Origin of the sequence: Jatrophihabitans sp., assembly GCA_036399055.1 — a bacterium.
In the GTDB taxonomy this organism is placed as follows: domain Bacteria; phylum Actinomycetota; class Actinomycetes; order Mycobacteriales; family Jatrophihabitantaceae; genus Jatrophihabitans_A.
This window is the reverse complement of sequence record DASWNX010000021.1, coordinates 108,475-133,940: the sequence shown is the minus strand read 5'-3', so window position 1 is coordinate 133,940 and position 25,466 is coordinate 108,475. Positions and strand designations below refer to the sequence as shown.

Here is a 25,466-nt window from a genome sequence, read left to right as displayed (position 1 = left end):
GGAACCATCCTCGCTTGGCCTTTTCGCAGGCGTACTGCTATGCCACGACACGACGATGCAACTTCACCTAGCTAGTCACCCAACGCGCCCAAGAACTCAGCACCGTCTTCATCCACGCCGCCACGCCCCCAAGTCCTGACCCCAGAAAGAGAGATACCACCATGGCCAAGGATCAGTCCCAGCCCGACGCCTTCGCAAAAGGCCTGGCCCACGCAGCTGTTGCCGTCGTCGCAGCTGTCGTCGCGAGCTATGTCATCGTCGGGATCTTCGGCATCCGCAGGAACTCCGGCGTCTACACCATCCTCGCCGCCGGTGGAGCGATGTGGATGCACGCCGAGTACGACATGCCTGTCGCGAAGGTATTAGGCGAACTCGGTCTCTGAAGGTGGCCCGATCTGCGCGTGCCGCGGCCAGCCACCCGAGGTGGTGACGACTGGGCGAGGAGCCAGCCTTCTTCCTCTACCGGTCGAACTCATACATCATCGAGCTCTTCCGCGATCTCGACACCGCCAGGGGAACACGACGGATCTGCCGGGGCATCGGTGGTCGCCGACGTCCTTGAGCAGATAGTGCGCTTCACAATCATTAGTGACGGCTAAGCCACCCTGGCGGCATGAACGCAACCGCGCCGATGCAGTTGCTCAAACAACTCATCAAGGCAAAGTGCCGTACGGGCCTCGCTGGCAGAGAGGGGAAAACGTCACTGGCGTCGCATGCCGCTCAGGCCCGAGTTTGGGCCCGGTGGGAGGCCTAGTGCCGTATCAATACCGGTGCTGGTCCGCAGGTCGGCCAGGAGAGCGGTGGGATCGACAGCGGTACCAATCAACAGATTCGATGCCGATCGGGGATTAGCTACCTGTTTCGCCCGATAAATCTCGACCTGATCGGTTCCCTCATCGAGCAACCTCAGGCACAAACCACGCAGGTAAAATCGGCCGAACTCGCCTTCGGCGAAGGTCGCAGGTGCAGTGAAAGGGACAGAGGCGGTCGTGAAGCCGCCTTTTGGCTTTCGTTTCTGATAGTCCGTAACAAACATCCCGGGCACGCTAAGCACAGTGGTGAGACTGTCATCGGTTCCGGACGTCAGGGCAATCCGGCAGAGCTCCGGGTAGTCGATACGGGCTCGGTCGGTGAACCACACGCTGTTGTAGAGGTCGCCACTTATCAAATCGGCGTCGAACTCAGCGACCATGTAGCGACGCGTCGCATCGTCGAGTTCGGTGAAGTGTAGTCCCATGTCGCAAACCTACAATGGTAATCACTCGTTACCCTGCAGGCTCGACGTGCAACCGCAGAAAACCAGTGCCCGGCTGCTGGTACGGATGTTGCTGAAGAGAGTGCATCAACCACGGATGCAATCCGACGTCAAATGCCATCCGGTTCTCCCGGGCTTGCGACGGAGTATAGGAGACCTACCTCTTCTAACACACACCCAAGCGTGGGGGAAAAATAGGCCCGCCGCGTGCATGATAAGGGTTATCAAACCAAGCGAAATGCGCTCTATCGACGGGCAGGCTCGTGTTTACGCTAATGAGTGGGTTCAGGCGTGCTGGCGGGTACCAGCATCTCCGCAAGTGGAAATACGGCTGCCGGGCGCACGCGAGGCTAGCCGGCTAGCGCCTTGCGCCGCACGGCTAGCCTCGCGGTGTGCCGTCCTTGCTGCCACCGCCCGAAGTGCCCGGCGCGGATCTCCCGGTTCGGGCGGTGCTGCCGGAGACGATCTCCGCCCTTCACAGCACCGGTAAAGCGGTCCTTGTCTCCCCACCTGGATCTGGCAAGACCTCACTCCTGCCGCTCGCGCTCGCCGACTCTTTCGACGGACACATCGTGGTCGCCGAACCGCGCCGGATCGCGACCCGCGCCGCAGCCCGAAGGCTGGCCGAGCTGCTAGGCGAGCAGCCCGGCGGGCGCGTCGGTTACGCCATGCGCGGTGAGAAGGTCGGTGGTGCGCAGACGCGGATCGAGGTGGTGACGACCGGGCTGCTCGTCCAGCGCATGCAGCGCGATCCCGAGCTGCCTGGTGTCGCCGCCGTGGTGATCGACGAGTGCCACGAGCGCCATCTGGACGCCGACTTGTTGCTGGCCTTCTGCGTCGACGTCCGCGCCACGCTGCGCGCCGACCTCGCGCTGGTGGCGACCTCGGCGACACCGGACACGGCTGCGCTCACCCGCGCGCTCGACGCGCCCGTCATCACCGCGACCGCGGCGACGCACCCGGTTGACAAGATTTGGGCCCCGCCGTCGCGCCCGCTGCCGCTGCTGCCGGGTTCGCGCGTCGACCCGCGACTGCTCGACCACGTCGCCGACGTCACCCGGCGTGCGCTCGCCGAAGGCGATGGGGACGTGCTCGTCTTCGTGCCGGGCGAGCGGGAGATCGCCATCGTCGCCCGGGCGCTGCACGGAGTGGACGCCGACGTACGCCCGCTGTTTGGGCGTCAGGCACGCGCCGAGCAGGACCTCGCGCTCACCGCCGGGCCAAGGCGGAGAATCGTCGTCACCACGTCGGTGGCCGAGAGCTCGTTGACCGTGCCCGGCGTGCGAGCCGTCGTGGACGCCGGGCTGGCGCGCGAGCCACGCACGGACCAGGCACGCGGGCTCGGCGCGTTGATCACCACGCGAGTGTCGAAGGCGTCGGCCGATCAGCGCGCCGGCCGGGCGGGACGCGAGGCGCCGGGCCGCGCCTACCGCTGCTGGTCACCCGAGGAGCACGTTCACCTCGCGGCGCATGCGCTGCCCGAGATCGCCACGGCCGACCTTGCCGGGTTCGCGTTGACGACCGCCGCATGGGGAGCGCCGGGCGGCGAAGGGCTGGCACTGCTCGACCCGCCGCCGGCCGCTGCCCTTGACGCCGCGACCGGGCTGCTGCGCCGCCTCGACGCGACCGACACGCAAGGCCGCATCACCGCTCGTGGCCAGCGGATGGCCGCTGTGGGCGCGCACCCGCGGCTGGCCCGCGCCGTCCTCGACGGCGCCGAACTCGTCGGCGCCGAGCGGGCGCGGGAGGTGGTGGCGCTGCTGTCCGACGACTCGCTGACCGGTCGCGGCGACGATTTAGCCGCCCGCTACCGGGAACTTCGCCAAGGTCATGACCGCGACGCCGCGCGCCGGTGGCGGCAGGAGGCGCGCCGGCTCGGCAGCGGCGGGCCGGGCCGGGCCGCGATGTCGGACGACCTCGCGGTGGGCGCCGTCGTCGGCCTGGCCTATCCCGATCGCATCGCGCGTGCCCGTGCGGCGGACGCGGCCAGCTATCAGATGACCGGCGGCACCGGCGCGCAACTTGCCGAATCATCACCGTTGCGAGGCGCACCGTGGCTCGCGATCGCTGTGGCCGACCGCCAGCCCGGCCGCGCCGAAGCGCGAGTGCGGGCTGCGGCGCCGATCGACGAGTCCACGGCCCGGGCCGTGGCCGCCGACCTGCTGAGCACGTCCGAGGAGATCGATTGGGTCAACGGCGTCATCGTCGCGCGACGGGTGGAACGCTTCGGCGCGATCGAGCTATCGGCCGCCTCGCTGCGCAACCCCGATCCGCTGCGCGTGCAAGCCGCGGTGCGCGAGGGGCTGCGCGCGCAGGGCGCCGGGGGTTTGGCCGCGCTGACCTGGAGCGACGCCGCTCGCGACCTGCGCGCCCGGCTCGGCTTTCTGCACGCGGTGCTCGGCGACCCGTGGCCCGACGTCGGCGACGCCGCGCTGCTCGAGCGTCTGGACCAGTGGCTGGACATCAGCGCGGTGCGGCGCAGTGCCGACCTGCGCCGCGTCGACGTGCTCACCGCGCTGCGCCGATTGCTGCCGTGGCCGGCGGCGACTCGGTTGGACGAGCTCGCGCCGGAGCGACTGCTCGTGCCGTCCGGGTCCCGGGTCCGCGTCGCCTACGACGGCGCCGAGCCGCCGGTGGTGGCGGTGAAACTGCAGGAGACCTTCGGGTGGACCCAGACTCCGGCGCTGGCGGACGGGCGCGCCCCGGTCGTCCTGCACCTGCTCTCGCCCGCCGGCCGCACGGTGGCTATCACCGCGGACCTGGCGTCGTTCTGGCGGCAGGGCTACCCACAGGTGCGCGCCGACCTGCGGGCTCGCTACCCCAAGCACCCGTGGCCCGAGGACCCGTTGACCGCCGAGGCGACCGCGCGCACCAAGCGTCGTACCTGACCAACGTCGAGCCAGGTTCCAGCGTCCGGCCCGCTTTTGCGTAGAACCGAAGACTCATACATCCGATGAGTCCGAGCTCGGGCCAACCCGGCTCGACCGCCGCACACGGACCGACCTGCACACTGGTCCGCCGAACGCGACGTGCGCGATCGACGGTTCCCGCCTGGCTATGTGGATCCTTCGTTCCACTGCTGGCGGCGCTCCGCGACCTGTTGCCAGTTTGGATGTCCGCGATTGTGGGCGAAGTTGAGAGGCGGCCCCATCGAGGCAATGACGTCGCGCTCAACAGCGGCTGGACGTTCGTGCAAGGTCCAGGTTAGGGCGAGCGTGCGTCCCATCCACTCGGTGAGCAGAGCTTCGGATTCGGGAACGTGTTGTCGGCGTCCGGCCCGAACTTCGGTGTCCCAGCCCCGTGACCCGGCCATCCACGCTCCCAGGACACGGCGAAGCGTGCTCCTCCCGGTGTGTCTGCCTAGGTGGTTATCGATGCGCTCACGCAGTGATCGCGCGATTCCGATGTAGACCAGTTCCAAGCCGCGATTAGTCGTGGGGCCGCTGGGGCGGTGAATGATGTCGGCGAACACTGTCGGCTCGGACCACCACGCATAAAGGCCTGCTCGATCCGGCACGGCCGCTCGATCAAGACTGCCGGCAGATCTGGGCGCTGACGTGGCGAGGGCCTCCGACACGTCACCCGGCGACGGATGGTCCGTGGTTAGTTCAACGGTTCGCGGGGCAGCTTTCGACTGGGCAGCTCGGGGACTGAGCCGGGCCACGACCGCATCGGCGTCCTCAGGATTTAATGTCCAAGGCTGTCCCCTCCCGTGCCCGACAACGGCTGGATCGGACGCGCGCGCCAGCTCGCGAAGGCCCTTGCGAACGGCACTTGGGCTCATCCCAAGCAATCGCGCCAGGTCAGGGACGGTTACCCGCTCATTCACATCTGACACCGTAGTGCTGCAACCAGTCGTCGCCTGGCCTCAGAGCTGTAAGTCGGGCGCGGGCTCCAGCTGCCTGCGCTCGACGTAGCCAGCTGCCGAGACGACAGTCAGCGGAGGCACGTCCTTGGCCACGACAGCACCCGCTCCGACGACCGAGTCATGACCGATCCTCACCCCAGGAAGGATGGTGGCCGCCGCGCCGATCCAGGCGCCGGCTTCGATGACGATCGGCGCCACCGTGATGAACTCATACCGCTCGGCAGGCACGACCGGATGCCCCTCCGTGACGAGAGTGACCTTCGGAGAGATCATCACCCGGTCGCCGATGGTGATGCCGCCGAGGTCGAGGAACGAGCATGCCTGACCGATGAAGCTCTGATCGCCGAGCTGGATCCCGAGTCCGTAGGTGCTGTAGAACGGCGGGTGGACGACGGCTGTCTCGGGCAACGGCTTACCGAGAAGCTCGACGAGCAAGGCACGTCGAGAGGCGATGTCGCTGAATGGCAGCACATTCAGACGCGAGGTCAGTTCCATCGCGACGTGGATGCGGTCGTAAACAGCTCGCCACTCGGGCGTCCGGGTCCGAATGCGTCGCTCCTCCAGCATGGCTGCGATGCTCGCACAACCATTCGACCAGCGGATGCAGGAAAGTGCTTGAAAGATCTCCGGACGACGGTGTCGGATCGGGGGAGCGGTGTTCGTAGTAGGGGTGAGCGGCGCCTGCGAGGGGCGCTCTGGTCCAGAGGAGATGATCTTCAGATGCAGTTCCTGGTTTCCGTGATCGACGACGGCACCGGCCCGGACACCCCGACCGAGGAGGCCGCCATCGACGCGTTCAATGACCGGCTCAAGGCCGAAGGCCATTGGGTTTTCGCTGGTGGCCTTGGAGCGACCGACACGGCCACCGTCATCGACAACCGAGGTGGCGAGGCGATAGTCACCGACGGGCCCTTCGTGGAGTCGAAGGAGTACCTCGCCGGCTTGTGGATCATCGAGGCCGCCGACCTCGACGCGGCGCTCAAGCTCGCCACTCAAGGGTCGAAGGCGTGCAACCGCAAGATCGAGGTGCGGCCGTTCCTGTGAGCGGCGTGCCCGACGTCCAGGAGGCGATCAGCCAGGCCCACCGCGAGGAGTGGGCGCGGGTGGTCGCCGCCCTGACCAGGCGCTTCGGTGACCTTGACATCGCCGAGGAGGCCGCGGCCGAGGCGTTCGCGACCGCCGTCGTGCGGTGGCCGGCCGACGGCGTACCGCCCAACCCGGGCGCGTGGCTGACCACCACCGCCAACCGCAAGGCCATCGACCGGATCCGCCGCGAGAGCAAGCGCTACGACAAGCAGAAGGAGGCTCAGATGTTGTACGAGGACAACGCAGCAGAGCCTCCCGATGCCGCCGGCGCCATCGACGACGAGCGACTCCGGCTGATCTTCACCTGCTGTCACCCGGCGCTGGCGATGCAGGCCCGCGTGGCGCTGACGCTGCGCATGGTCGGCGGTCTGTCCGTGCCCGAGATCGCCCGTGCCTTCCTGGCGCAAGAGGCCACCATGGCCCAGCGGATCACCCGTGCGAAGGCCAAGGTCAAGGCGGCGGGCATCCCTTATCGAGTGCCGTCCGCGCAGGAGCTCCCGGCACGCGTCTCCGGCGTGCTCGCCGTCCTCTTCCTCGTCTTCAACGAGGGCTACCTGGCGACCGGCCCCGACACCGATCCCGTGCGTTCGGACCTGACCGCCGAGGCGATCCGGCTCACTCGCTTGATCCGCGCACTGCTGCCCGACGACGGGGAGGTGGCCGGACTGCTGGCGCTGATGCTGCTCACCGAGGCCCGCCGCCCCGCCCGGGTCTCGGCCAGCGGTGAACTGGTCACCCTCGACGAGCAGGACCGCGGGGCCTGGGACTCAGACCTGATCGCCGAGGGCCACCGGCTGGTGCGCGAGCGCCTAGCAGCCAGCGCCGCCGGGGTGGCTCCGGGCCGCTACCAGATCCTCGCGGCGATCAACGCCGTGCACACCTCCGCCCGCGCAGCCCGCGACACCGACTGGTCGCAGGTCGTCGCTCTCTACGACCAGCTCGTCCGCCTCGACGCCTCGCCCATCATCGCCCTCAATCGAGCCGTCGCGGTCGCCGAGCTTGACGGCCCGCAGGTGGCCCTGGCGGCCGTGGACCGTCTTGAAGGCCCGTTGGCCGGCTATCACGCCTACCACGCGACCCGCGCCGCTCTGCTGCGCCGGCTGGGACACATCCAGGACGCGCGCGCGGCGTATGACAGGGCCATCGACCTGGCGGGCAACAGCGCCGAAACCGCCTACCTGACCCGCCGCCGCGACGAGCTCGGATAGCCCCTGCGCCGGCACCTCCAGCACCGACCGCTAGCTCGCCGTCCGGACCCGTTCGAGCGTGGCGTAGCCCGCTGGTTCCAGGTCGGTTTGCCTCCGGGCAGACCGAGCCTGCAATCCGGCTAGGAGGATGCCGCGCGAAGGGTTGGCTGGGCGTCAGCCGACGCCTGGTGATGCACGACATGAGCCCGTTCGCAGCACGCGACTAGCGATCAACGGGCGAACGGCAGCGCGACACTTCGCGCGACCCGAAAGCCGACGTCGTCTATCTGGAATGTGGGGTGGCTGCGGCGCCGCACCGAGGCTCGGCAGCTCCAGTGTTCATCGAACCATCCGCCGCCACGCAGCACCCGGTAGTCGCCGTAGACCTCGGGATCGTAAGTGTCCCAGCACCATTCCCAGACGTTGCCGAGCATGTCGTACAGGCCCCAGGCGTTGGGTTGCTTGCCGCCCACATCGTGTGCTCGCCCATGGGAATTGGCGCGGTGCCAGGCGATGTCGTCGAGCTCGCCGTACCGTGCGCCGGTCGTGCCGGCCCGACAAGCGTGTTCCCATTCGGGCTCGGTCGGCAGGCGAAAGCCGTCAGCCTCGGCATCCCATTCGACATGCCCATCCTGAGCGCGCACGTCATAGGCCGGCACAAGCCCCTCCCGCTCGGACAGGGCATTGCAGAAACGAATCGCGTTGAACCACGAGACGGTCTCGACCGGCAGTTGATCTGCCTGGGCGCTGCCCGGTCGACTACCGGCGACCTGGGAATAGGTCGCCCGGGTGATGGGATGAGCGCCGAGGAGGTAAGCCTTGACGCCGACATTCCAGCTGCTCTGCGTTCGTCGATCCGAGATCGTCACGTCCCCAGACGGAACAGCGACCATGGTGATTCCCGTGCCGATGCCCACGATTCGGTGATGCTACCGATTTTCGTACTGACACACCGGTAGCGACCGGTTGCACGACAATCCTCGCCCTCCGGTCCCCGGGCGTGGATGCGCCCACCGTATGGACGGGCGTCCGGCGCAGTCCCAGCAGAGCCGCCCGGTGGCGCAGTGACTGTGGGCTATGGACCGGTCAGGAACAGGAGGTGACACCATGCGCAACTACGAATGGCACTGACCTAGCTAATCAGTCACGCTGATCCAGGAACAGGAGGTGACACCGATGCGCAACGTCGAATGGCACTGACCTAGCTAGGCAGCTCGCCATGTGACCAGTACATAGCGTGCTTAACATCGTTAGCAAAAGGTACCGGTCATGGCGTCGGCGCATCGTCTGATTCGACGCGTCGGCACCCTGACTGGGTCGCGCCCGAGGCGAGATGTCAATCAACCGTCCCGGTTCGGTGACTGGCGAGTTCTCTCAGAAGCTGCCGCGTCTGGGGTCGATCTGGTGGCAGGGGCCGAGGAGCCAGATCAACGCACCGCATGTGTGGGGACCCAAGCCCACGATCTGGCCTAGGCAGCCGATCGTGTCGGCAACGAGTCACACGTTTCATTAATCGGAGGGTCGCCGCCGCTGGCTCGGTCCGGCTGCGCTACCGAGGGGTCAGCACGCAGAACTCATTGCCGTCGGGGTCGGCCATCACCACCCAGCTGACCTCGCCCTGTCCGATGTCGAGTCGAGTCGCGCCGAGGGAGACCAGACGCTCGACCTCTGCCTGCTGATCGCCGTCGACCGGTGGCGCGATATCGAAGTGCAGGCGGTTCTTCCCGGCCTTGGGCGTCAGCGGCGGACCGCCCCAGGTGATCTTCGGGCCGCCGTGAGGCGAGCGGATAGCGGTCTCCTGGTCCTGGTCCCAGACCAACGGCCAGCCCAGCGCCTGGCCCCAGAAGTACCCGACGTCCTGGGAGCCGTCGCACGCGACCGCTCCCAGAAACCCGCAGTCAGCGAGGAAGCCGTTGCCCGGCTCGATGACGCAGAACTCATTGCCTTCGGGGTCGGCGAGCACCACATGAGGCTCGTCGGGTCGTTGACCGATGTCGATGTGCCGGGCGCCGAGTTCGAGCGACCGCGCCACCGTCTGCTGCTGGCCGGCCAGGGACGTGCTCGTCAGATCGAAGTGCATCCGGTTCTTGCCGGCCTTCTGCGCCTGGGTCAGAAGAAACCGGACGCGAAACCCGGTGTCGTCGCTCGGCAACAACGCGATGCCCTCGCGGGGGTCATCCGCCCGCTCCCAGCCCAGGACGCCGGCCCAGAAGCGCGCCAGACGCGGCGGGTCGTTCGCCTCGACGCAGAGCGCGAGCAGGTGAGAAGTCATCGGCGTTCCGCCTTTGTGATCAGCTGAGTCACGCCTTGCGGGCGATGACGTACAGGCGCTGGGTGGTCTCGCCGCGGGAGGTGAACGGGCCGCGGTGGTACCACTCGATGTCGAGCAGGCCGGCTCGCTCAACGACAGCCACGATCTCGGCTGGGTCGTGCAGGACGAAGTCGAGGTCGATCTCTCGGTCGAACCAGTCAGTGACGGTGCGTATGTCGGCGCCGGTGTGGAGGGCGAGCACGAGCCAGCCGTTCGCGCGCAGCGGTCGCGCGAGCGAGGCGATCGCCGCTGGCAGTTCTGAGGCGGCGAGGTGGATGAGTGAGTACCACGCCAGCACCGCGCCCCACCCGTCGTGGGTGGCGGGGCGCATCAGCTGGCGCAGGTCGCCGACCTGGTAAACGACGCCGGGGTGGCGGCGGCGGGCTTGGTCCACCATCTCCGGGGTGAGGTCGAGACCAGTCGCCTCAGCCCCCGCCTCGGCCAGGAACGCGGTGACGTGACCTGGGCCGGAGCCCACCTCGATCACGGGCGCGCCCTCGGACAGCTCGACCACCCGGCGTAGCAACCACGACTCGAACGGCAGGCCGGCGAGCTCATCGCTGAATTGCTCGGCATAGGGCCCGGCGACCGCGGCGTACGCCGCTCGGATCTTGTCATCGCGCGCCTCGGGCCCGGCGTCGAGCACCGACTCGCGGTCGACGGGCGCCGGGGCGGCAGTCGCCTCGGGCGACTCGACCGGGCCGAGCAGGTGGATCCAACGGCTGTCCTGCTGGCCCGGTCGGCGCGGGAGCTCGCGCGCCAGCGGGGTCTGCCCATCGGCCATCCGAGCAAGGCACGCCTGCACCTCGGTGCGGTCAGAGAAGCGGTGCAGCCGTTCGGTGCGGGTCTTGAGCTCTCCGGCGGACTGCGGCCCGCGCAGCAGCAGCATGGTCAGCAGTGCCCGCTCGTCCGGCGCGAGGCCGCGGCGCTGCGCGAATGTCTGCGCGTACTTCACCACGCGACTGCCCGCGCCCTGCCAGGTCGGCGCCACGAGTCCCTTGTCCTTGAGCGCCCGCAGCGTCCGATGCACCAGTTCCTCGTCGTAGTCGACGACGGGCTCTCGGCTAGTGGTCTGGTTACAGGCGGCGCGCACCGAGGTGACGCTCATCGGATACGACGCCGGGACGGTGACCTCCTTCTCCAAGAGGCTGCCGAGCACGCGTTGCTCGGCGTCGTCGAGCACCGGTGCGTCGGTCACGACGCCGAGGTTAGCGAAGTGTCCGGAGCGCGGCTTGGCAGCGTTGCCTGCCGTGCCGCACGCTTCGGCTTGTCCACCGCCGAGAGCGGTGTGGGTCACCTCAGCCGGGTCGCTGGGACTTCGGCAGCTTGGCCACCACCTGGTCGTATGAGTCGTCGATGAGTTCGCAGACCTCGTCGTCGGGCAGCTCGTCGATCCGCACCCGCACCCACAGCCGCTTGTCCAAGTACGGCGCCGGCCCGGCCAGCTCCGGATAACGCTGCTTGAGCTCGGCCACCGCCGTCTCGGTGTTCTTCACGGCGACGGTGCTCTTGTCCTCCACCCGGCCCGGAAACAGGAAGATCTTGCTGCCCACCTTGGCCAGATCGTGGTTCTCTCCCCACGGGCTGTCGGCCCAGGCGCCGGGCTTGCCGAGGGCGTAGCGCAGTGCGTCGTCACTGTCCATCGATGCCAGGTTTAGCACAGCCCTGGCCGGCGCGCCGTGCTGCCCTGGGCAGCTGGTTTTGCGCCCGTGCCAAAATGGTGGCGTTCGAGTGGGTGGGCGCTCGGCGTGAGCGTCGTCATCCCTCTCCTCACCACCGCAGACGAAGCACCGCAGACGAACTCGGAGATCGAAAACGTGAAGATCCGTTCGCCAAGGGCCCGCTCGCTGGCCGTGCTGCCGGTGCTGGCGCTCAGCTGCCTGAGCCTGGTGGCTTGTGACTCCAAGGCCGGCACCGCCGCCGTGGTCGACGGCCACCGGATCACCGAGAAGGAGCTCTCGCGCTACGTCCCCGGCAATGCCCAGCCGATCCCGGCCGGGCAGGGCGCGAGCACTCCGGCCAAGAACTTCGTGCTGCAGTTCCTGGTGCGCAACGAGGTGTTTCCGATGCTGCTGGCCGCGGCTGGCTCACCGGTGACCGAGGCCCAGCTCGAGGCCACCAAGGCAGCGGCGCTGGAGGGCACCACCGAACGTGAGCTGACCCAGCAGATCGTCGCCTCCGGCCTCAGCGACCGGTTCGAGCCGGTGGTGCTGCGCAATCGCCAGCTGCTGGCCGTGCTGCGCTCCAAGCTGACCACCGACAAGCAGATCAACGACGCCCTGGCCAAGGTCAAGGACAAGGTCTCGATCAGCCCGCGCTACGGCAGCTGGGACCCGACCAGCCTGTCGGTGACCAACCTGGGCAAGAAGCAGCTGCCCTCCGTGCTGTCCTTCGACCAGACGCTTCCCGGCGACGTGAAGCAGCCGACCCAGCAGTGACCGAGCCCGCCGCCGAGCCTGCTGAGCTGGGGCCCGCCGAGCTGGGGTCCGCCGAGCTAGGGTCCGCCCAGCTAGGGTCCGCCGAGCTAGGCACGCAGCTGGTGCGGGCGGTCCAGATCATGGACCGGCTGCGCTCGCCCGGCGGCTGCCCCTGGGACGCCGAGCAGACGCACTCCTCGCTGGCGCCGTACCTGATCGAAGAGGCCTACGAGACCCTCGAGGCGATCGAGACCGCCGATCTGGTCGCACTTCGGGAAGAGCTGGGCGACCTGCTGCTGCAGGTGCTCTTTCACGCCCGGCTGGCCGAAGAGGCCGCCGCCGGCCAGCGGTTCACCATCGACGACGTCGCCGCCGACCTGGTCGCCAAGCTGATCCGCCGGCACCCGCACGTCTTCGCCGAGCCCGGTGACGGAGCGCAGGGCCCGTCGGCTGACCAGCAGCAGGTCAACTGGGACGCGATCAAGAAAGTGGAGAAGCAGCGCGAGTCGGTGACCGACGGGATCGCCTCGGGCCAACCGGCGCTGGCGCTGGCCGCCAAGCTGGTCAGCCGGTCCTCCCGGGCCGGGTTGTCGGTGCCGTTGCCGGCCGGCGACGGGATCGGCGAGCGGTTGCTGGCCGTCGTCGGCGACGCGGTGCGGGCCGGCGTGGATCCTGAGCAGGCGCTGCGCCAGAGCGCGCGCGACTACCGGGAGGCGATTCGAGCAGGGGAACGGACCGGCGGGCCGGGCGGCCTGGCAAGCGAGCTGATCGACGGCGCGACGGGCGAGTAGCTGCGCCGGATCAGCAGGACCGCCCGATAGGCTGGGCAGAAGAGCCCGCCCGGCGCAGCGTGGCGCGCGTGGGCTGCGAACCGACCTGATCAGATCATCGTCGAGCACGTCGAGAGGACCCAGTTGTGGCCAGCATCGAGGCCGTAGGCGCCCGGGAAATCCTGGACTCCCGTGGCAACCCCACCGTCGAGGTCGAGGTCGCCCTCGACGACGGCACGTTCGCTCGGGCCTCGGTGCCCTCCGGCGCCTCCACCGGCGCGTTCGAGGCAGTCGAGCTGCGCGACGGCGATGCCCGCTACGGCGGCAAGGGCGTGCTCAAGGCGGTCGCGGCGGTGCTGGACGACATCGGACCTGAGCTGCTCGGCTTCGAGGCCAGCGAGCAGCGACTCGTCGACGCCGCCCTGATCGACCTGGACGGCACCCCGGACAAGTCCAAGTTCGGCGCCAACGCCATCCTCGGCGTCTCGCTGGCGGTCGCCAAGGCAGCCGCCGCGTCAGCCGGCCTGCCGCTGTTCCGCTACCTCGGCGGCCCGAACGCCCACCTGCTGCCGGTGCCGATGCTCAACATCCTCAACGGCGGCGCGCACGCCGACTCCAACGTCGACGTCCAGGAGTTCATGATCGCCCCGATCGGGGCGCCGACCTACGCCGAGGCGCTACGCCAGGGCGCGGAGGTGTACCACGCGCTGAAGTCGGTGCTGAAGTCCAAGGGCCTGGCGACCGGCCTGGGCGACGAGGGCGGCTTCGCGCCGAGCCTGCAGTCCAACCGGACCGCCCTGGACGTGATCTCCGAGGCGGTGGACAAGGCCGGCCTGCGGCTGGGCTCCGACATCGTCTTCGCCATGGACGTCGCGGCCACCGAGTTCTACTCCGACGGGGCTTACCAGTTCGAGGGCGGCTCGAAGTCCTCGGAGCAGATGGTGGCCTACTACACCGAGCTGATCGCCAACTACCCGATCGTCTCGATCGAGGACCCGATGTCGGAAGAGGACTGGGACGGCTGGATCTCGCTGACGACGGAGCTGGACGAGGTCATCCAGATCGTGGGCGACGACCTGTTCGTGACCAACCCCGAGCGGCTGGCCCGCGGCATCGCCAGCGGCGCCGCCAACGCCCTGCTGGTCAAGGTCAACCAGATCGGCTCGCTCACCGAGACCCTGGACGCGGTCGACCTGGCGCACCGCTCGGGTTACCGCTGCATGATGAGCCACCGCTCCGGTGAGACCGAGGACACCACGATCGCAGACCTCGCGGTGGCCACCAACTGCGGCCAGATCCAGACCGGCGCGCCGGCCCGCTCGGAGCGGGTGGCCAAGTACAACCAGCTGCTGCGGATCGAGGAGGAGCTCGACGACGCCGCCCGCTACGCCGGGGCGGCTGCCTTCCCGCGCTACAACCGGGCAGGTAGCTAGGCGATGGCAGATCGAGCCCGGGTGGCCGGCGAAGGCCGGCCCGCCGGCCGCACCGGCCGGCGGCCGGCTTGGGCGCACGCGCCGAAGTTGACCGGCCGCCGGATGATGGTGGCGGCGATGGCGCTGTTCCTGGTGGTCGTGCTGGCCTCGCCGTTTCAGACCTATCTGAGCCGGCGGGCCTCGGTCGCCGACTCCGAGCGCCAGCAACGGCAGCTCACCGCCCAGCTGGCCGAGCTCAGGCGCCAGAGCGAGCAGTGGCAGGACCCCGCCTTCGTGGCCCGCCAGGCACGGATCAGGCTGCAGTACATCCGCCCGGGTGACACCCTGTACACCGTGCTGGACGCCCACGGAAACCCGCTCGGACCGCCACCGGCGGCTGCCGCCGCCGAGAAGGCCACCCGGGTCGATCACCGGCCCAGCTGGAACACCGTGCTGTGGACCAGCGTGCAGAACACCGACGCCTCGCAGTGACCGCTGTTCCCTCCGGCGAGGCGGTGAGCGCCGAGGACGCCGAGATCGTCCACGCGCAGCTGGGCCGGCCGCCGCGCGCCATCCGCGCCATCGCCCACCGGTGCCCGTGCGGCAACCCCGACGTCGTCGAGACCGCGTCCCGGCTGCCCGACGGCACCCCGTTCCCGACGCTGTACTACCTGACCTGCCCGAAGGCGACCTCCCTGGTGTCGACGCTGGAGGCGTCCGGGTTGATGCGCCAGATGACGGAGCGGCTGGGCTGTGACGCCACGCTGGCAGCCGACTACCGGGCCGCGCATGAGGCCTATCTGGCTGAGCGCGAGCGGCACGGGCCGGCGCCTGAGATCAGTGACGTCTCAGCCGGGGGGATGCCCACCCGGGTCAAGTGCCTGCACGTCCTGGTGGCCCACTCGCTGGCCGCGGGGCCCGGAGTGAACCCGCTCGGCGACGAGGCGCTGGCCGCGCTGGGGGACTGGTGGCAACAGGGCCGGTGCGTGGCCCCGCCGGAAGCGCAGTCCTCGTGAGACGGGTGGCGGCCATCGACTGCGGCACGAACTCCATCCGGCTGCTGATCGCCGACGGCAGCCCGGCCGGACTGCGCGACGTGCACCGCCAGATGCGGGTGGTCCGGCTCGGTGAAGGCGTCGATCAGACCGGCCGGCTGGCGCCGGCGGCGATCGAGCGCACCCGGCTGGCGCTGGTGGACTACGCCGGGATCATCCGGTCCTCAGGGGCGACGCAGGTGCGGATGGTCGCCACCTCCGCCTCGCGCGACGCCGACAACGCCGACGAGTTCCGGAAGGTGGTCAGCCAGGTCCTGGGAGTCGAGCCTGAGGTGATCACCGGACTGGCCGAGGCGCAGCTGTCCTTCCTGGGGGCGGTGGCCGGGCTGCCCGGGGTGGCGGACCCGCTGCTGGTGGCCGACATCGGCGGCGGCTCCACCGAGCTGGTGCTGGGCACTGTGTCAGCCACGTCGCCGGCCGGCTCCTCGCTCGTTCCTGCCACGTCGCTGACCCAGCCGGTCAAGCCGCAGGTCATCGCCGCGCACAGCATGGACGTCGGCTGCGTCCGGATGACCGAGCGGCGCCTGCACGACGACCCGCCGACCGAGGACCAGATCCAGGCGGCACTGGCCGACCTGCGGCTGGCGCTGCAGGCCGCCACGGCCGACGTGCCGATCGGTCAGGCCGCCGCGTTCGTCGGAGTGGCGGGCACCGTGACCACCATCGCCGCGCTGGCGCTGGAGCTGCCCGGCTATGACCCTGAGGCGATCCACGGTTCGGTGATCGACTACCTGCAGGTCAGCGAGGTCACCGACAGGCTGCTCAAGATGAGCCGGGCCGAGCGAGCCGCCCTGCCGGTGATGCATCCCGGCCGGGTGGACGTGATCGGCGGCGGGGCGCTGGTGCTGCGCACCGTGATGGAGGCAGTCGGCGCCCGCGAGGTGATCGCCAGCGAGCACGACATCCTCGACGGCATCGCGCTGAGCCTGCTGGACGGCTGACCCGCAAACGGGCCTCGCTGAGCTCGCTAACCCGGCGCTGACCGGTCCGGCCGGTGATCAGGTGTTGATGGCGGTCAGCGCGCTCGGCGCCTTGGGGCCCTTGTCGTCGCTGATCTGCTTCGGACGCGGCGACGGATGGCCGGTCATCGCCCGCCAGACCGTGTCGGCGCCCTTGGTGGTGGCCAGCTGGGCCACCGCCGCCCCCACACCGGTCAAGGACGCCCAGATCAGGGCGTCCTTCCAGTTGGTGTCGGCATCGCGCGGGTTCACCGGCGCCCGGCCGGGTCGGGCCGCCGTCCAGGCCTTCGAGGAGGCCGAGCTGACCACCTTGCCGACCGGCACCGCCACCGCGACCGCCACCAATTTGAACGCGAACCTGCTCGCTGCGCCAGCCATGTGCCACCCCCATCGTCGTGAGCCCTGCTCGCCGGGCCTCAAGGATGAGTCTAGGTCGCGTCCGGGGCGGTCACCGGGGCGGCCGGGTCAGTGGCGCCTGGTCGGTAGCGTGGAAATCGCCAAGGGAGAGGGCTGAGCTGATGAGTGGTGGACCTACGCGAATCCTGATCGTCGGCGGTGGTTACGTCGGCATGTACACCGCCTTGCGGGCGCAGAAAAAGCTGTCTCGCGGCCGGGCCGAGATCGTGGTGATCGACCCGCAGCCCAACATGACCTACCAGCCGTTCCTGCCCGAGGCCGCGGCCGGCAGCGTCGAGCCGCGGCATGTGGTGGTGCCGTTGCGGCGGGTGTTGAAGAAGTGCCGGGTGATCACCGGACGGGTGAGCGCCATCGACCACGGCCGGCGCTCGGTCACGGTGGAGCAGGAGACCGGGGATGTCTACCAGCTGAGCTACGACCTGTTGGTGGTGGCGCCGGGCTCCATTGCCCGGACGCTGCCGATCCCGGGCCTGGCCGAACAGGGCATCGGATTCAAGACCATCGGCGAGGCGATCTACATCCGCAACCACGTGCTGTCCCGGCTGGATTTCGCCTCATCCACCGAGGATCCGGCGCTCAAGCGCCGGGCGCTGAGTTTCGTCTTCGTCGGCGGCGGCTACGCCGGGGTCGAAGCGCTGGCCGAGCTTGAGGACATGGCCCGCTACGCCTGCCGCTACTACCCCAACCTCACCTCGGCGGACCTGCGCTGGGTGCTGGTCGAGGCATCGAACCGGATCATGCCCGAGGTGTCGGTGGGGCTGTCGGCCTACACCGCCAAGCGGTTGAAGCAACGCTCGATCGACGTCCGGCTCGCCACCCGGCTCGTCTCGGCGGTGGACGGCCGCATCGAGCTGTCCGACGGCGAGTCCTTCGAGGCCGACACCCTGGTCTGGACGGCCGGGGTGAAGGCGCACCCGCTGGCCGCCCGGTCGGGATTGCCGGTGGATGACAAGGGCCGGCTGACCTGCCGGGCCAACCTGACGGTCAAGGGGGTCGAGGGAGTGTTCTCCGCCGGCGACACCGCGGCCGTGCCGGACCTGTCCAAGGACGACCCGAACGCCCTGTGCGGCCCGTCGGCCCAACACGCCGTCCGGCAGGCCAAGGTTCTCGCCGACAACCTGGCGCGGGCGGTCAACGGCCAGGCGCTGGAGGACTACAAGCACGCCTACGCCGGCTCAGTCGCCTCGCTGGGGCTGTACCGGGGGGTGGCTGAGCTCTACGGCGTCAAGGTGCGGGGCCCGCTGGCCTGGTTCATCCACCGCACCTATCACCTGTCCCGGGTGCCGACCTTCAACCGCAAGGTGCGGGTGCTCGCCGACTGGACCGCAGCGCTGTTCTTCCGCCGCGAGGTGGTGTCGCTGGGCCAGCTGCAATCGCCCCGTCATGACTTCGAGCGGGCCAGCGCGTCCTGACCTGGGTGGTCGGGACGGCGACGCTCGCCCGGCCGGCAAGCCGCCGGCCCCAGCCCGAGGAGCCGGGCCGATACTCTGCTGGCGCGGCCCCCGTAGCCCAATGGCAGAGGCAGCGGACTTAAAATCCGCCAAGTGTCGGTTCGAGTCCGACCGGGGGCACCAGAGACATCGGCAGTAGGCGCTCGACACGGCGCGAGTTCTGACGCCCTATGGGGCGGCGGGGGGCTGGCCGGGGAGGCGCCTCAGCTGAGCTGAGGCTCGACCGCGCTGGCACGAAGGTCCGGCGTCGAGCCGGCGGACTGACCCAGCCCGAAGGCATCGGCCAGGGCGAGGTGGGACTCCACCCGGTCCTCTACGTCGGCCAGCGGCGTGTTCACCATGATCTCCTCGACGCCCAGGCCGTCGATCAGCGCCAGCAGCTCCGCGCGCACCTGCTCGGCCGACCCGGAGATCAACGCTTGGGCGTGGCCTTCGCGGGTGCGGTTCTCGGCGAGGGTCCAGCTGTGCTGGCGGGCCTGCTCGGGGGTGGGGAAGGGCACGTCCATGCCGAGGTCCCTGCGGGTGCGCCACAGCACGAAGCTGTTGGCGAGCTCGGCCGCCCTGGACTCGGACTCGGCCACGACGGCACGCACCGTGATGATGGTGGTGGGCCGGGGCTGTTGCGGTGAGGGCTGGAACTGACTCTGGTAGTGAAGCAGCGCCTGCCTGGCGTTGGCCGGATTCGACGGATTCAGAAAGTGCCCGTAGGCGAAGCCGGTGCCGAACCGCGAGGCCAAGGTCGAGGAGCCCGTGCCCGTGCCGAGCAGCCAGATCATCGGCCGAAGGCCGCCTTGCTCGACCTGGGCGTCGATGTGGTGATGCAGCTCGATCAGTTGCCGGGGGAAGTCGCCGTTGTCGCCGGATCGTCCCAGCCCGAGATCGAGCCGGTGACCGTGCAGCGCCGACAGCACCCCGAAGACCTCTGCGACCTTGACGGGGTTATAGCGGGGCAGCAGCACGCCGCCGCTGCCGATGCGCAACTGCGTGGTCCGCTCCAGCGCCGCGGCGATCAGCACCTCGGGAGTGGTGCCGGCGAAGCTCGCGCTGTGGTGGTGCTCGGCGAACCAGTACCGGACGAACCCCCGGTTGTCGAGGATGGTCGCCAACCGCAGCGAGCTGCGGAGCGCTTCGGCCGGTGAGCCGCCGGCCGGCACCGGTGACTGGTCCAGCACGGACAACCGCAGGTTGCTCATCAGCTGCGCAGTCCGGTGCGCACGGCGGGCAGAGCGCGGTGGTCGGCTCGCGACGCCAGGTCATGGGGGGTCATCTGTCTGTCCTCTGATTGATCGTCACGTGCTGTGCCCAAGGAGTGGGCGGTACGGATCTTGCAATCATCCCTCAAAGCTGGATACTGCAGGCGGCGGCCCATTGAGATCAGCGACCTCCACGGGTCACAAGCGGGCTGCCGGAACCTGATCGGCTCCGCACCCCGGGGAAAGCGCCAGGCGGCGAGCACCATATTTCGGCTCGGAAACGATCCTGGGCGGCGGTGACGCGGGTCTCGGTGCAACCGCAAGGCGGGGGTGCTCACCGACTGGACCGCCGCGCTGTTCTCCCCCGCGAGGTGGTGTCGCTCGGCCAGCTGCAATCGCCCCCTATGACTCGAGCGGGCCAGCGCGTCCTGACTCACCCTGCCGTGACTTAGCCGGCTGTGACGTAAACGGTTGCTCGGCTGGCAGGCCCCTGGCGTGAGGCGCAGCCGATAAGGCGGGTCTAAACTCCGCTGGCACGTCCCATAGCCCAATGGCAGAGGCAGCGGACTTAAAAATCCCCACAGTGGCGGTTCGAGGTCGACTGGGGGCACCGAAAAAATGTCCGGGTCCACCCGGTATATTCCTAGACCTGAGATGGCCTGGACTCGCGACTCATTCCCGGGCTCAATTCATATTGATGATTGGGGTGCTGAATGAGAGTTCGGGCGACCGGAATGTTGGATACTGGTTTGGATTTTAAAACCGCCGTCGTGTCAATCTTTCTGGCACCCATTGTATATTTCGCGCTGAGGCGTGTAGGTAAATTTACTCTTCGGTTAGTTAAATATCTAATTGACTGGACTCTGCGCTTGGTTGGCCGAACTGTCATGCATTCATTGGCTGGGCGGATAAGTATGCGGGACTACTGCAAGTACGCCATTCGTGGGCCCAGTCAGTGGTTGACCGTCCCAGGTTTGCGAGACGTGAAACTCAAGACCGATGAAGTGTTTGTTCCGCTGCTCTTAACGGGAACGCTCCGATCCCAAAAGTCCTATAGTAGCGAAAACATCCTAGAAGCGGGCAACCGTATACTTGTAGTTGGCGATCCAGGGTCGGGCAAGTCTTCGCTAGTTAAGCGGCTATATCGCGACTGTGCCACTCAGGCCCTCCGGCGACCTACTCGGAGTCTACTTCCCATACTTATACCCCTTCCGCGGCTACTCGACTCGAAGACACCATTCGACGGTACGCCGTCGTGGGCCGGGAAACGCCTAGAGGAGGAACTGCGAAAGTCCCCCAGCTATGAACCTATAGAGTTATTGAAAACTTGTTTGCAGGTAACTGGAGTTGTTGTTCTCCTCGATGGACTTGATGAAGTATCCTCAGAGTCGTATCGACAATGCCTCGAAGCTATAGGATTACTTTCCGAAATGTTGGATGCCGCGGGGGAGAACAACCGTATTGTCATAACAATGCGTTCATCATATTACCACCAAGTTGCGTTAGACCTGACCGAGACTTTTCCCGAAGTATTATACGTCAGACCGCTCACTTCGGGGGATATTTTTGAATTCTTATTGAAGTGGCCGTTCGGCGACTCTCGCGAAGTTTATAAGAATGCGGGACGCATACATCGTGAATTAACCGACCGACCGACGCTTCGTGAGATGTGTAGCAATCCGTTGATATTGGCTATGTATGTCAGTCATGGCGAACTAACTGGGGCGGAATCGGCAGTTGGCCCCGAAACCCGAACCCAATTCTATGAACGAGTAGTGGAAGAGTTACTCGTGCTTAGACGTGGACGGCAGGGAACCACTATAATGGCAAGAACAGCACTACGCGAACAACGTGAGTCATTGTTAGGCAGTCTGGCTTTAACGCATATGCTTGACGAGACCCAGTCGGCCAATTCACTGTCTTGGGCAGTCGCTGTTTCTACTACACAAGAAAAGCTGCATTGCGGCGAAGCGGACGCTATTGCATTTTTGAATCTCCTCATGAAGGAGACGGGCCTCTTTGAAGTAGAGCGGGAGGGGCAATCGATTCGCTTCATCCACCTAACATTCTGTGAATTTATGGCAGCTGTTGAAGCAATCCGTGGAAGAATCGGCGGTCTTGAACTCGTAATCGATAGATGCGATTATTTCTCTAAACGGGCTGCGCCAGAAGTTAGATCTCGGCTTCTTGAGGTGCTGCCATTTGCTATGGGTTTGACGCCCCGGGCAAATAGACTCAACGCCTTCGAGATTATTCTCGATAAGTTCTCTTGGCCTTCAATCGCTCGGTGCTTACTCGAAACACAGGCGTACATCAACACGAAATGGCGATCAAAACTTGAGGCCGAACTCGACGAGTTGGCGTCAACTCCCGAAAACCAGTGGGGTGCTGAGTGGTTCAACCGATTACGCCTTGCGTCAGTAGTTGTAGAAGATGCAACGCGCGTAGCCGGGGTTCAAAATTTTGAAGTCCCTTCAGTTTCCCTGGAGCAGTTTTACAACGAACTGGTTCGGGATCAGCGGTCGCGGCTTATTACCATGTTTTCGTCAATAGCACGTCAAGAACCATCGTCGGCATTTAGATTGGCCAGGCAAGCTGGTGTTGATCTGTTACGCGAATCCCCGGAAGTTTTGATTTCAAGTATGTCGGAGCCTGTATTTGCTTCAATGGTTTACGATCATCTTAGTACTAGTTCTGTTGATATGGCAGAGTGGGCAACGATGCTAGCGGAGGCGGCACTCCGCTATAAATCAGTTAATGCCGACTTAAGTCGGCAAGTTTCATTTAATCCCGAATGGACTAAACATTATTTATCGATTCGATCTATTGATAGGTGGGGTGACTTCCCGGGTGTTTCGAAGCTGGTCCGCGAGGCGGTCTCGATCGGAGTTGCCCACGTTAATGCAAATAGAAGCGCGCAGCTTGATAGTGTGTATGAATGCTTAGTTCGGCTGGCTGACCTGCCTAGCTGGCGCCGGTTACGCATCCGTCGTAATGCGGTCAGACTGACCGCATTAGTCGTATTCATTGTTGCTATTGCTATAACCCCGTTACGTTCCAACGGTATAGACTCGTTTGCGGGAATGGTCATAAGCGTAGCTTGGATATACGCCGCAATGCTCCCCGCCGTCTTAATTTATAGTTATATCACCGCGATGCGATTCGTCTATGCCGCATTGTTGAATATCGTCGCCAATCCATTTAAGGCAGGCGCACGCGAACTTGTCGTGGATCTGGATAAAATAGAGAATTCGTTCTTTGTCGATTTCGTACCGGGGACAAGCCTTATTTCCGTAGGAATGCGTTTATTTCGCCGATCGATGCGGCGGAAATATCAGTCTAATTTGAATGGGCTTGACGAGATTCGCGCTAGTTTGTAGCCCCACAATGGGCGGGGCAGGTGCAGTCAACATAGGAGTTCTCGTGGACTATTAGGGTGGTGCGAGGAGCTGCTGGCGGCTTCTTTAGCCTATAGGGTTGCGGCGAACGTGGTCATCGGTGATGTTCCCTGTCTTGATCATTACCGGCCCGCGGTGGCGACCGTGCGGACGCCCCCTCCTGGCATCGAAATGAAGCCTGCCTGATGTCGGCTCCAGGCGGACCCCTAGCCAATTCGGGTCGGCGGGACAGAGCCTTGGCGGTAGATCCGGAGAAGTAGGCGGGTGCTCGTTCAGCGCTGCTCCATGGCGTTCGGCGTGGCGCGGGAACTACCCGTGCACCGTCGGGCGTTGTAGCTGATGTCAACATGCGCACCGGGAACAACCGGTGTGGATATCGAGGTGGAGGCGCAAAGTGGCCAGTAACCCTGTCTTGCGGGGTTTTGAGAAGACCGGACGACCAGGTGCGGCATCCCAGGGCCCCAGCGGCCCGGTCGTGCCGCCGCCGCCCTCGGCCGGCCAGCTCAACGAGTGGTACAACCAACCGGCTTACGGTCAGGCGGCCCCGCCCGCGGCGCCGTCGCGGTACCTGACCCTGGATGACGTCGTAACCCGTTCCATGGTGCTGCTCGGGACCCTGCTGGTGGCAGCGGGCGTGGCCTGGTTCATCGTGCCGGACTCGACCATCGGCGCCGTCCTGCTGGTCAGCGTGCTCGGCTCGCTCGGCCTCGGGCTTTACATGGCCTTCTCGGGCAAGGCGAACGCCGTCACCGCCACCGTCTACGCCGGCCTGCAGGGCCTGGCGCTGGGTGGCATCAGCGAGTTCTTCAACGACCGGTTCAACGGCATCGTCGTGCAGGCGATCACCGGAACGATCATGGTCGCCGGTGGCGTGCTGGTGGTCTACAAGACTGGCGCGGTCCGGGTCACCCCGAAGTTCACCAAGATCGTGTTCGCCTCGACGCTGGGCGTCGTCGGGCTGATGCTGGTCAACCTGGTCGCCGGCTTCTTCACCGAGGGCGGTCTGGGCCTGCGTGACGGTGGGGCGCTGGCCATCGGCTTCAGCCTGCTGTGCATCGTCATCGCGGCCTCGAACCTGATCATGGACTTCGACATGATCGAGCAGTCGGTCCGGCGCGGGGTGGACGAGAAGGTCGGCTGGTACCTGTCCTGGGGCGTGCTGGTGACCCTGGTCTGGCTGTACCTGGAGATCCTGCGGCTGCTCAGCTACTTCAGCGGACGCGACTAAGCGAACCTGGCATCGCGCACGCGGCCCCGTCCCTCAACCCGTGGGGCGGGGCCGCGTGCGTCGTCCAGGTTCGGAAGATGATGTGGGCATATGAACTCGCGTGGGCATGCCGCGCAGACCGGTGAAGTCGCGTGGGCATGCGAGTGCGGGGCAGCCAGCGTCATGCTCTCCGAGCGCTGGAGCGACCGCTGAGCATGACGACGACTGTCGGACTGGATGGCGGCTAGGACAGCCGCTCCAGGATCATCGCCATGCCCTGGCCGCCGCCGACGCACATCGTCTCCAGGCCGAACTGCTTGTCGTGGGTCTGCAGCGAGTTGATCAGCGTGGTGGCGATCCGCGCCCCGGTCATGCCGAACGGGTGGCCGACGGCGATGGAGCCGCCGTTGACGTTGACCTGGTCGAGGTCGAAGCCCAGCTGCTGGTACGACGGGATCACCTGGGCGGCGAAGGCCTCGTTGAGCTCCACCAGGTCGATGTCAGAGACTGACATGCCGGCCCGGGCCAGCGCCTGCCGCGACGCCTCCACCGGCCCCAGGCCCATGATCTCCGGTGACAGGCCGGTGACTCCGGTCGACACGATCCGGGCCAGCGGCGTCACACCCAGCTCGGCGGCCTTGGTGTCGCTCATGATGATCAGCGCCGCGGCCCCGTCGTTGAGCGGGCAGCAGTTGCCCGCGGTGACCAGCCCGTCCGGGCGGAACACCGGCTTGAGCTGGGAGACCGCCTCGTAGGTGACCCCGGCCCGCGGTCCGTCATCGGCGCTCACCACCTCGCCGGAGGGCAGCGTCACCGGGGTGATCTCCTTGGCCCAGAAGCCGTTGGCGATCGACTTCTCGGCCAGGTTCTGCGACCGGACCCCGAAGTGGTCCATCTCTTCCCGGCTGACGCCCATCACCCGGGCGAGGTTCTCGGCCGTCTGGCCCATCGGGATGTAGGGGTCTGGCAGGTCACCGCGCTCGCGCGGGTCCTGCCAGCCGTCGGCGCCTTCGGCTGCGACCTTGGCGGTGCGCTCCTGCGCCTCGGCGAACAGCGGGTTCTTGGTGTCGGGCAGGCCGTCGGAGGAGCCCTTGACGAACCGCGAGACCATCTCGACGCCGGCGGAGATGAACACCTCGCCCTCGCCGGCCCGGATCGCGTGCATCGCCATCCGGGTGGTCTGCAGCGAGGACGCGCAGTACCGGGTGACGGTCGCGCCCGGCAGGTAGTCGTGTCCCAGCAGGGTGGCCACGATCTTGGCCATGTTGTAGCCCTGCTCGCCGCCGGGCATGCCGCAGCCCAGCAGCAGGTCATCGATCTGGCGCGGGTCGAGCTCGGGCACCTTGGCCAGGGCGGCGGTGATCATCTGCGCGACCATGTCATCGGCCCGCATGCTGACCAGCGAGCCCTTGCCGGCCCGGCCGATCGGCGACCGGGCGGTGGCGACGATGACGGCCTGAGGAGTGCTTGGCATCGGATC

22 protein-coding genes and 1 tRNA gene are annotated in these 25,466 nt (G+C 66.9%); 14 read left to right on the top strand and 9 right to left on the bottom strand.

Annotated features, from left to right (window positions below; translation table 11 throughout):
* Positions 1–161 precede the first annotated feature (161 nt).
* Positions 162–383, top strand: coding sequence for a hypothetical protein (locus tag VGB75_08840; protein ID HEY0167134.1), 222 nt, complete (start codon positions 162–164; stop codon positions 381–383).
* A gap of 317 nt (positions 384–700) precedes the next feature.
* On the opposite strand, the gene VGB75_08835 is transcribed toward VGB75_08840, so the two are convergent.
* The gene (locus VGB75_08835) at positions 701–1,237 is read right to left on the bottom strand and encodes a hypothetical protein (GenBank protein HEY0167133.1); all 537 of its coding nucleotides are present in this window, start codon (positions 1,235–1,237) and stop codon (positions 701–703) included.
* Between the two features lie 410 nt (positions 1,238–1,647).
* Here VGB75_08835 and hrpB point away from each other — a divergent pair, with 410 nt between their 5' ends.
* The gene (hrpB, locus tag VGB75_08830) at positions 1,648–4,143 is read left to right on the top strand and encodes an ATP-dependent helicase HrpB (GenBank protein HEY0167132.1); all 2,496 of its coding nucleotides are present in this window, start codon (positions 1,648–1,650) and stop codon (positions 4,141–4,143) included.
* A gap of 980 nt (positions 4,144–5,123) precedes the next feature.
* Here the strand turns inward: hrpB and VGB75_08825 are convergent.
* Positions 5,124–5,690, bottom strand: coding sequence for a DapH/DapD/GlmU-related protein (locus tag VGB75_08825; GenBank protein HEY0167131.1), 567 nt, complete (start codon positions 5,688–5,690; stop codon positions 5,124–5,126).
* A gap of 153 nt (positions 5,691–5,843) precedes the next feature.
* On the opposite strand from VGB75_08825, the gene VGB75_08820 reads away from it, so the two are divergent.
* A complete protein-coding gene (locus VGB75_08820; protein ID HEY0167130.1) occupies positions 5,844–6,167 on the top strand; it encodes a YciI family protein in 324 nt (107 codons plus the stop codon).
* Positions 6,164–7,417 (top strand): DUF6596 domain-containing protein, encoded by a 1,254-nt coding sequence (locus VGB75_08815; GenBank protein ID HEY0167129.1) that lies wholly within the window; start codon positions 6,164–6,166, stop codon positions 7,415–7,417. Before VGB75_08820 ends, VGB75_08815 begins: the two co-directional genes overlap by 4 nt.
* 209 nt (positions 7,418–7,626) lie before the next feature.
* Here the strand turns inward: VGB75_08815 and VGB75_08810 are convergent, their stop codons facing one another.
* From VGB75_08810 to VGB75_08795, 4 genes are all read right to left on the bottom strand, one after another.
* The gene (locus tag VGB75_08810) at positions 7,627–8,313 is read right to left on the bottom strand and encodes an SUMF1/EgtB/PvdO family nonheme iron enzyme (protein ID HEY0167128.1); all 687 of its coding nucleotides are present in this window, start codon (positions 8,311–8,313) and stop codon (positions 7,627–7,629) included.
* Positions 8,314–8,945: 632 nt separating this feature from the next.
* On the bottom strand, positions 8,946–9,668 hold the full coding sequence (locus VGB75_08805) for a VOC family protein (protein ID HEY0167127.1): 723 nt from the start codon (positions 9,666–9,668) through the stop codon (positions 8,946–8,948).
* 28 nt (positions 9,669–9,696) lie between these two features.
* Positions 9,697–10,905, bottom strand: a complete 1,209-nt coding sequence (locus VGB75_08800) for a DUF480 domain-containing protein (protein HEY0167126.1) — start codon at positions 10,903–10,905, stop codon at positions 9,697–9,699.
* A 100-nt stretch (positions 10,906–11,005) separates the two neighbouring features.
* The gene (locus VGB75_08795; protein HEY0167125.1) at positions 11,006–11,350 is read right to left on the bottom strand and encodes an MmcQ/YjbR family DNA-binding protein; all 345 of its coding nucleotides are present in this window, start codon (positions 11,348–11,350) and stop codon (positions 11,006–11,008) included.
* Between the two features lie 174 nt (positions 11,351–11,524).
* Here VGB75_08795 and VGB75_08790 point away from each other — a divergent pair, with 174 nt between their 5' ends.
* The 6 genes from VGB75_08790 (at position 11,525) to VGB75_08765 (ending at position 16,302) form a co-directional block, all read left to right on the top strand.
* Positions 11,525–12,145 (top strand): hypothetical protein, encoded by a 621-nt coding sequence (locus VGB75_08790; protein HEY0167124.1) that lies wholly within the window; start codon positions 11,525–11,527, stop codon positions 12,143–12,145.
* Complete coding sequence (locus VGB75_08785; protein ID HEY0167123.1) at positions 12,142–12,915, top strand: MazG family protein; 774 nt, start codon at positions 12,142–12,144, stop codon at positions 12,913–12,915. The genes VGB75_08790 and VGB75_08785 overlap by 4 nt, the downstream gene beginning before the upstream one ends.
* Before the next feature lie 125 nt (positions 12,916–13,040).
* A complete protein-coding gene (gene eno / locus VGB75_08780) occupies positions 13,041–14,327 on the top strand; it encodes a phosphopyruvate hydratase (GenBank protein HEY0167122.1) in 1,287 nt (428 codons plus the stop codon).
* 3 nt (positions 14,328–14,330) lie between these two features.
* Entirely contained in the window at positions 14,331–14,798 is a 468-nt protein-coding gene (locus tag VGB75_08775; GenBank protein HEY0167121.1) for a septum formation initiator family protein, read from the top strand.
* Positions 14,795–15,322: a DUF501 domain-containing protein gene (locus tag VGB75_08770; GenBank protein HEY0167120.1), complete on the top strand. Its 528-nt coding sequence runs from the start codon at positions 14,795–14,797 to the stop codon at positions 15,320–15,322. The genes VGB75_08775 and VGB75_08770 overlap by 4 nt, the downstream gene beginning before the upstream one ends.
* A 5-nt stretch (positions 15,323–15,327) precedes the next feature.
* A complete protein-coding gene (locus VGB75_08765) occupies positions 15,328–16,302 on the top strand; it encodes a Ppx/GppA phosphatase family protein (GenBank protein ID HEY0167119.1) in 975 nt (324 codons plus the stop codon).
* A gap of 57 nt (positions 16,303–16,359) precedes the next feature.
* On the opposite strand, the gene VGB75_08760 is transcribed toward VGB75_08765, so the two are convergent.
* On the bottom strand, positions 16,360–16,698 hold the full coding sequence (locus tag VGB75_08760; GenBank protein ID HEY0167118.1) for a DUF4235 domain-containing protein: 339 nt from the start codon (positions 16,696–16,698) through the stop codon (positions 16,360–16,362).
* A 140-nt stretch (positions 16,699–16,838) separates the two neighbouring features.
* On the opposite strand from VGB75_08760, the gene VGB75_08755 reads away from it, so the two are divergent.
* Both VGB75_08755 and VGB75_08750 read left to right on the top strand, forming a co-directional pair.
* Complete coding sequence (locus tag VGB75_08755; protein ID HEY0167117.1) at positions 16,839–18,149, top strand: NAD(P)/FAD-dependent oxidoreductase; 1,311 nt, start codon at positions 16,839–16,841, stop codon at positions 18,147–18,149.
* A gap of 86 nt (positions 18,150–18,235) precedes the next feature.
* A tRNA-Leu gene (locus tag VGB75_08750) sits at positions 18,236–18,311 on the top strand.
* 80 nt (positions 18,312–18,391) lie between these two features.
* On the opposite strand, the gene VGB75_08745 is transcribed toward VGB75_08750, so the two are convergent.
* Positions 18,392–19,381, bottom strand: coding sequence for an MsnO8 family LLM class oxidoreductase (locus VGB75_08745; GenBank protein ID HEY0167116.1), 990 nt, complete (start codon positions 19,379–19,381; stop codon positions 18,392–18,394).
* Between the two features lie 713 nt (positions 19,382–20,094).
* Here VGB75_08745 and VGB75_08740 point away from each other — a divergent pair.
* A complete protein-coding gene (locus VGB75_08740) occupies positions 20,095–22,761 on the top strand; it encodes an NACHT domain-containing protein (protein ID HEY0167115.1) in 2,667 nt (888 codons plus the stop codon).
* A 493-nt stretch (positions 22,762–23,254) separates the two neighbouring features.
* Entirely contained in the window at positions 23,255–24,007 is a 753-nt protein-coding gene (locus VGB75_08735; GenBank protein ID HEY0167114.1) for a Bax inhibitor-1/YccA family protein, read from the top strand.
* A 223-nt stretch (positions 24,008–24,230) separates the two neighbouring features.
* Here the strand turns inward: VGB75_08735 and VGB75_08730 are convergent, their stop codons facing one another.
* The gene (locus VGB75_08730) at positions 24,231–25,460 is read right to left on the bottom strand and encodes an acetyl-CoA C-acetyltransferase (GenBank protein ID HEY0167113.1); all 1,230 of its coding nucleotides are present in this window, start codon (positions 25,458–25,460) and stop codon (positions 24,231–24,233) included.
* Between the last annotated feature and the right edge of the window lie 6 nt (positions 25,461–25,466).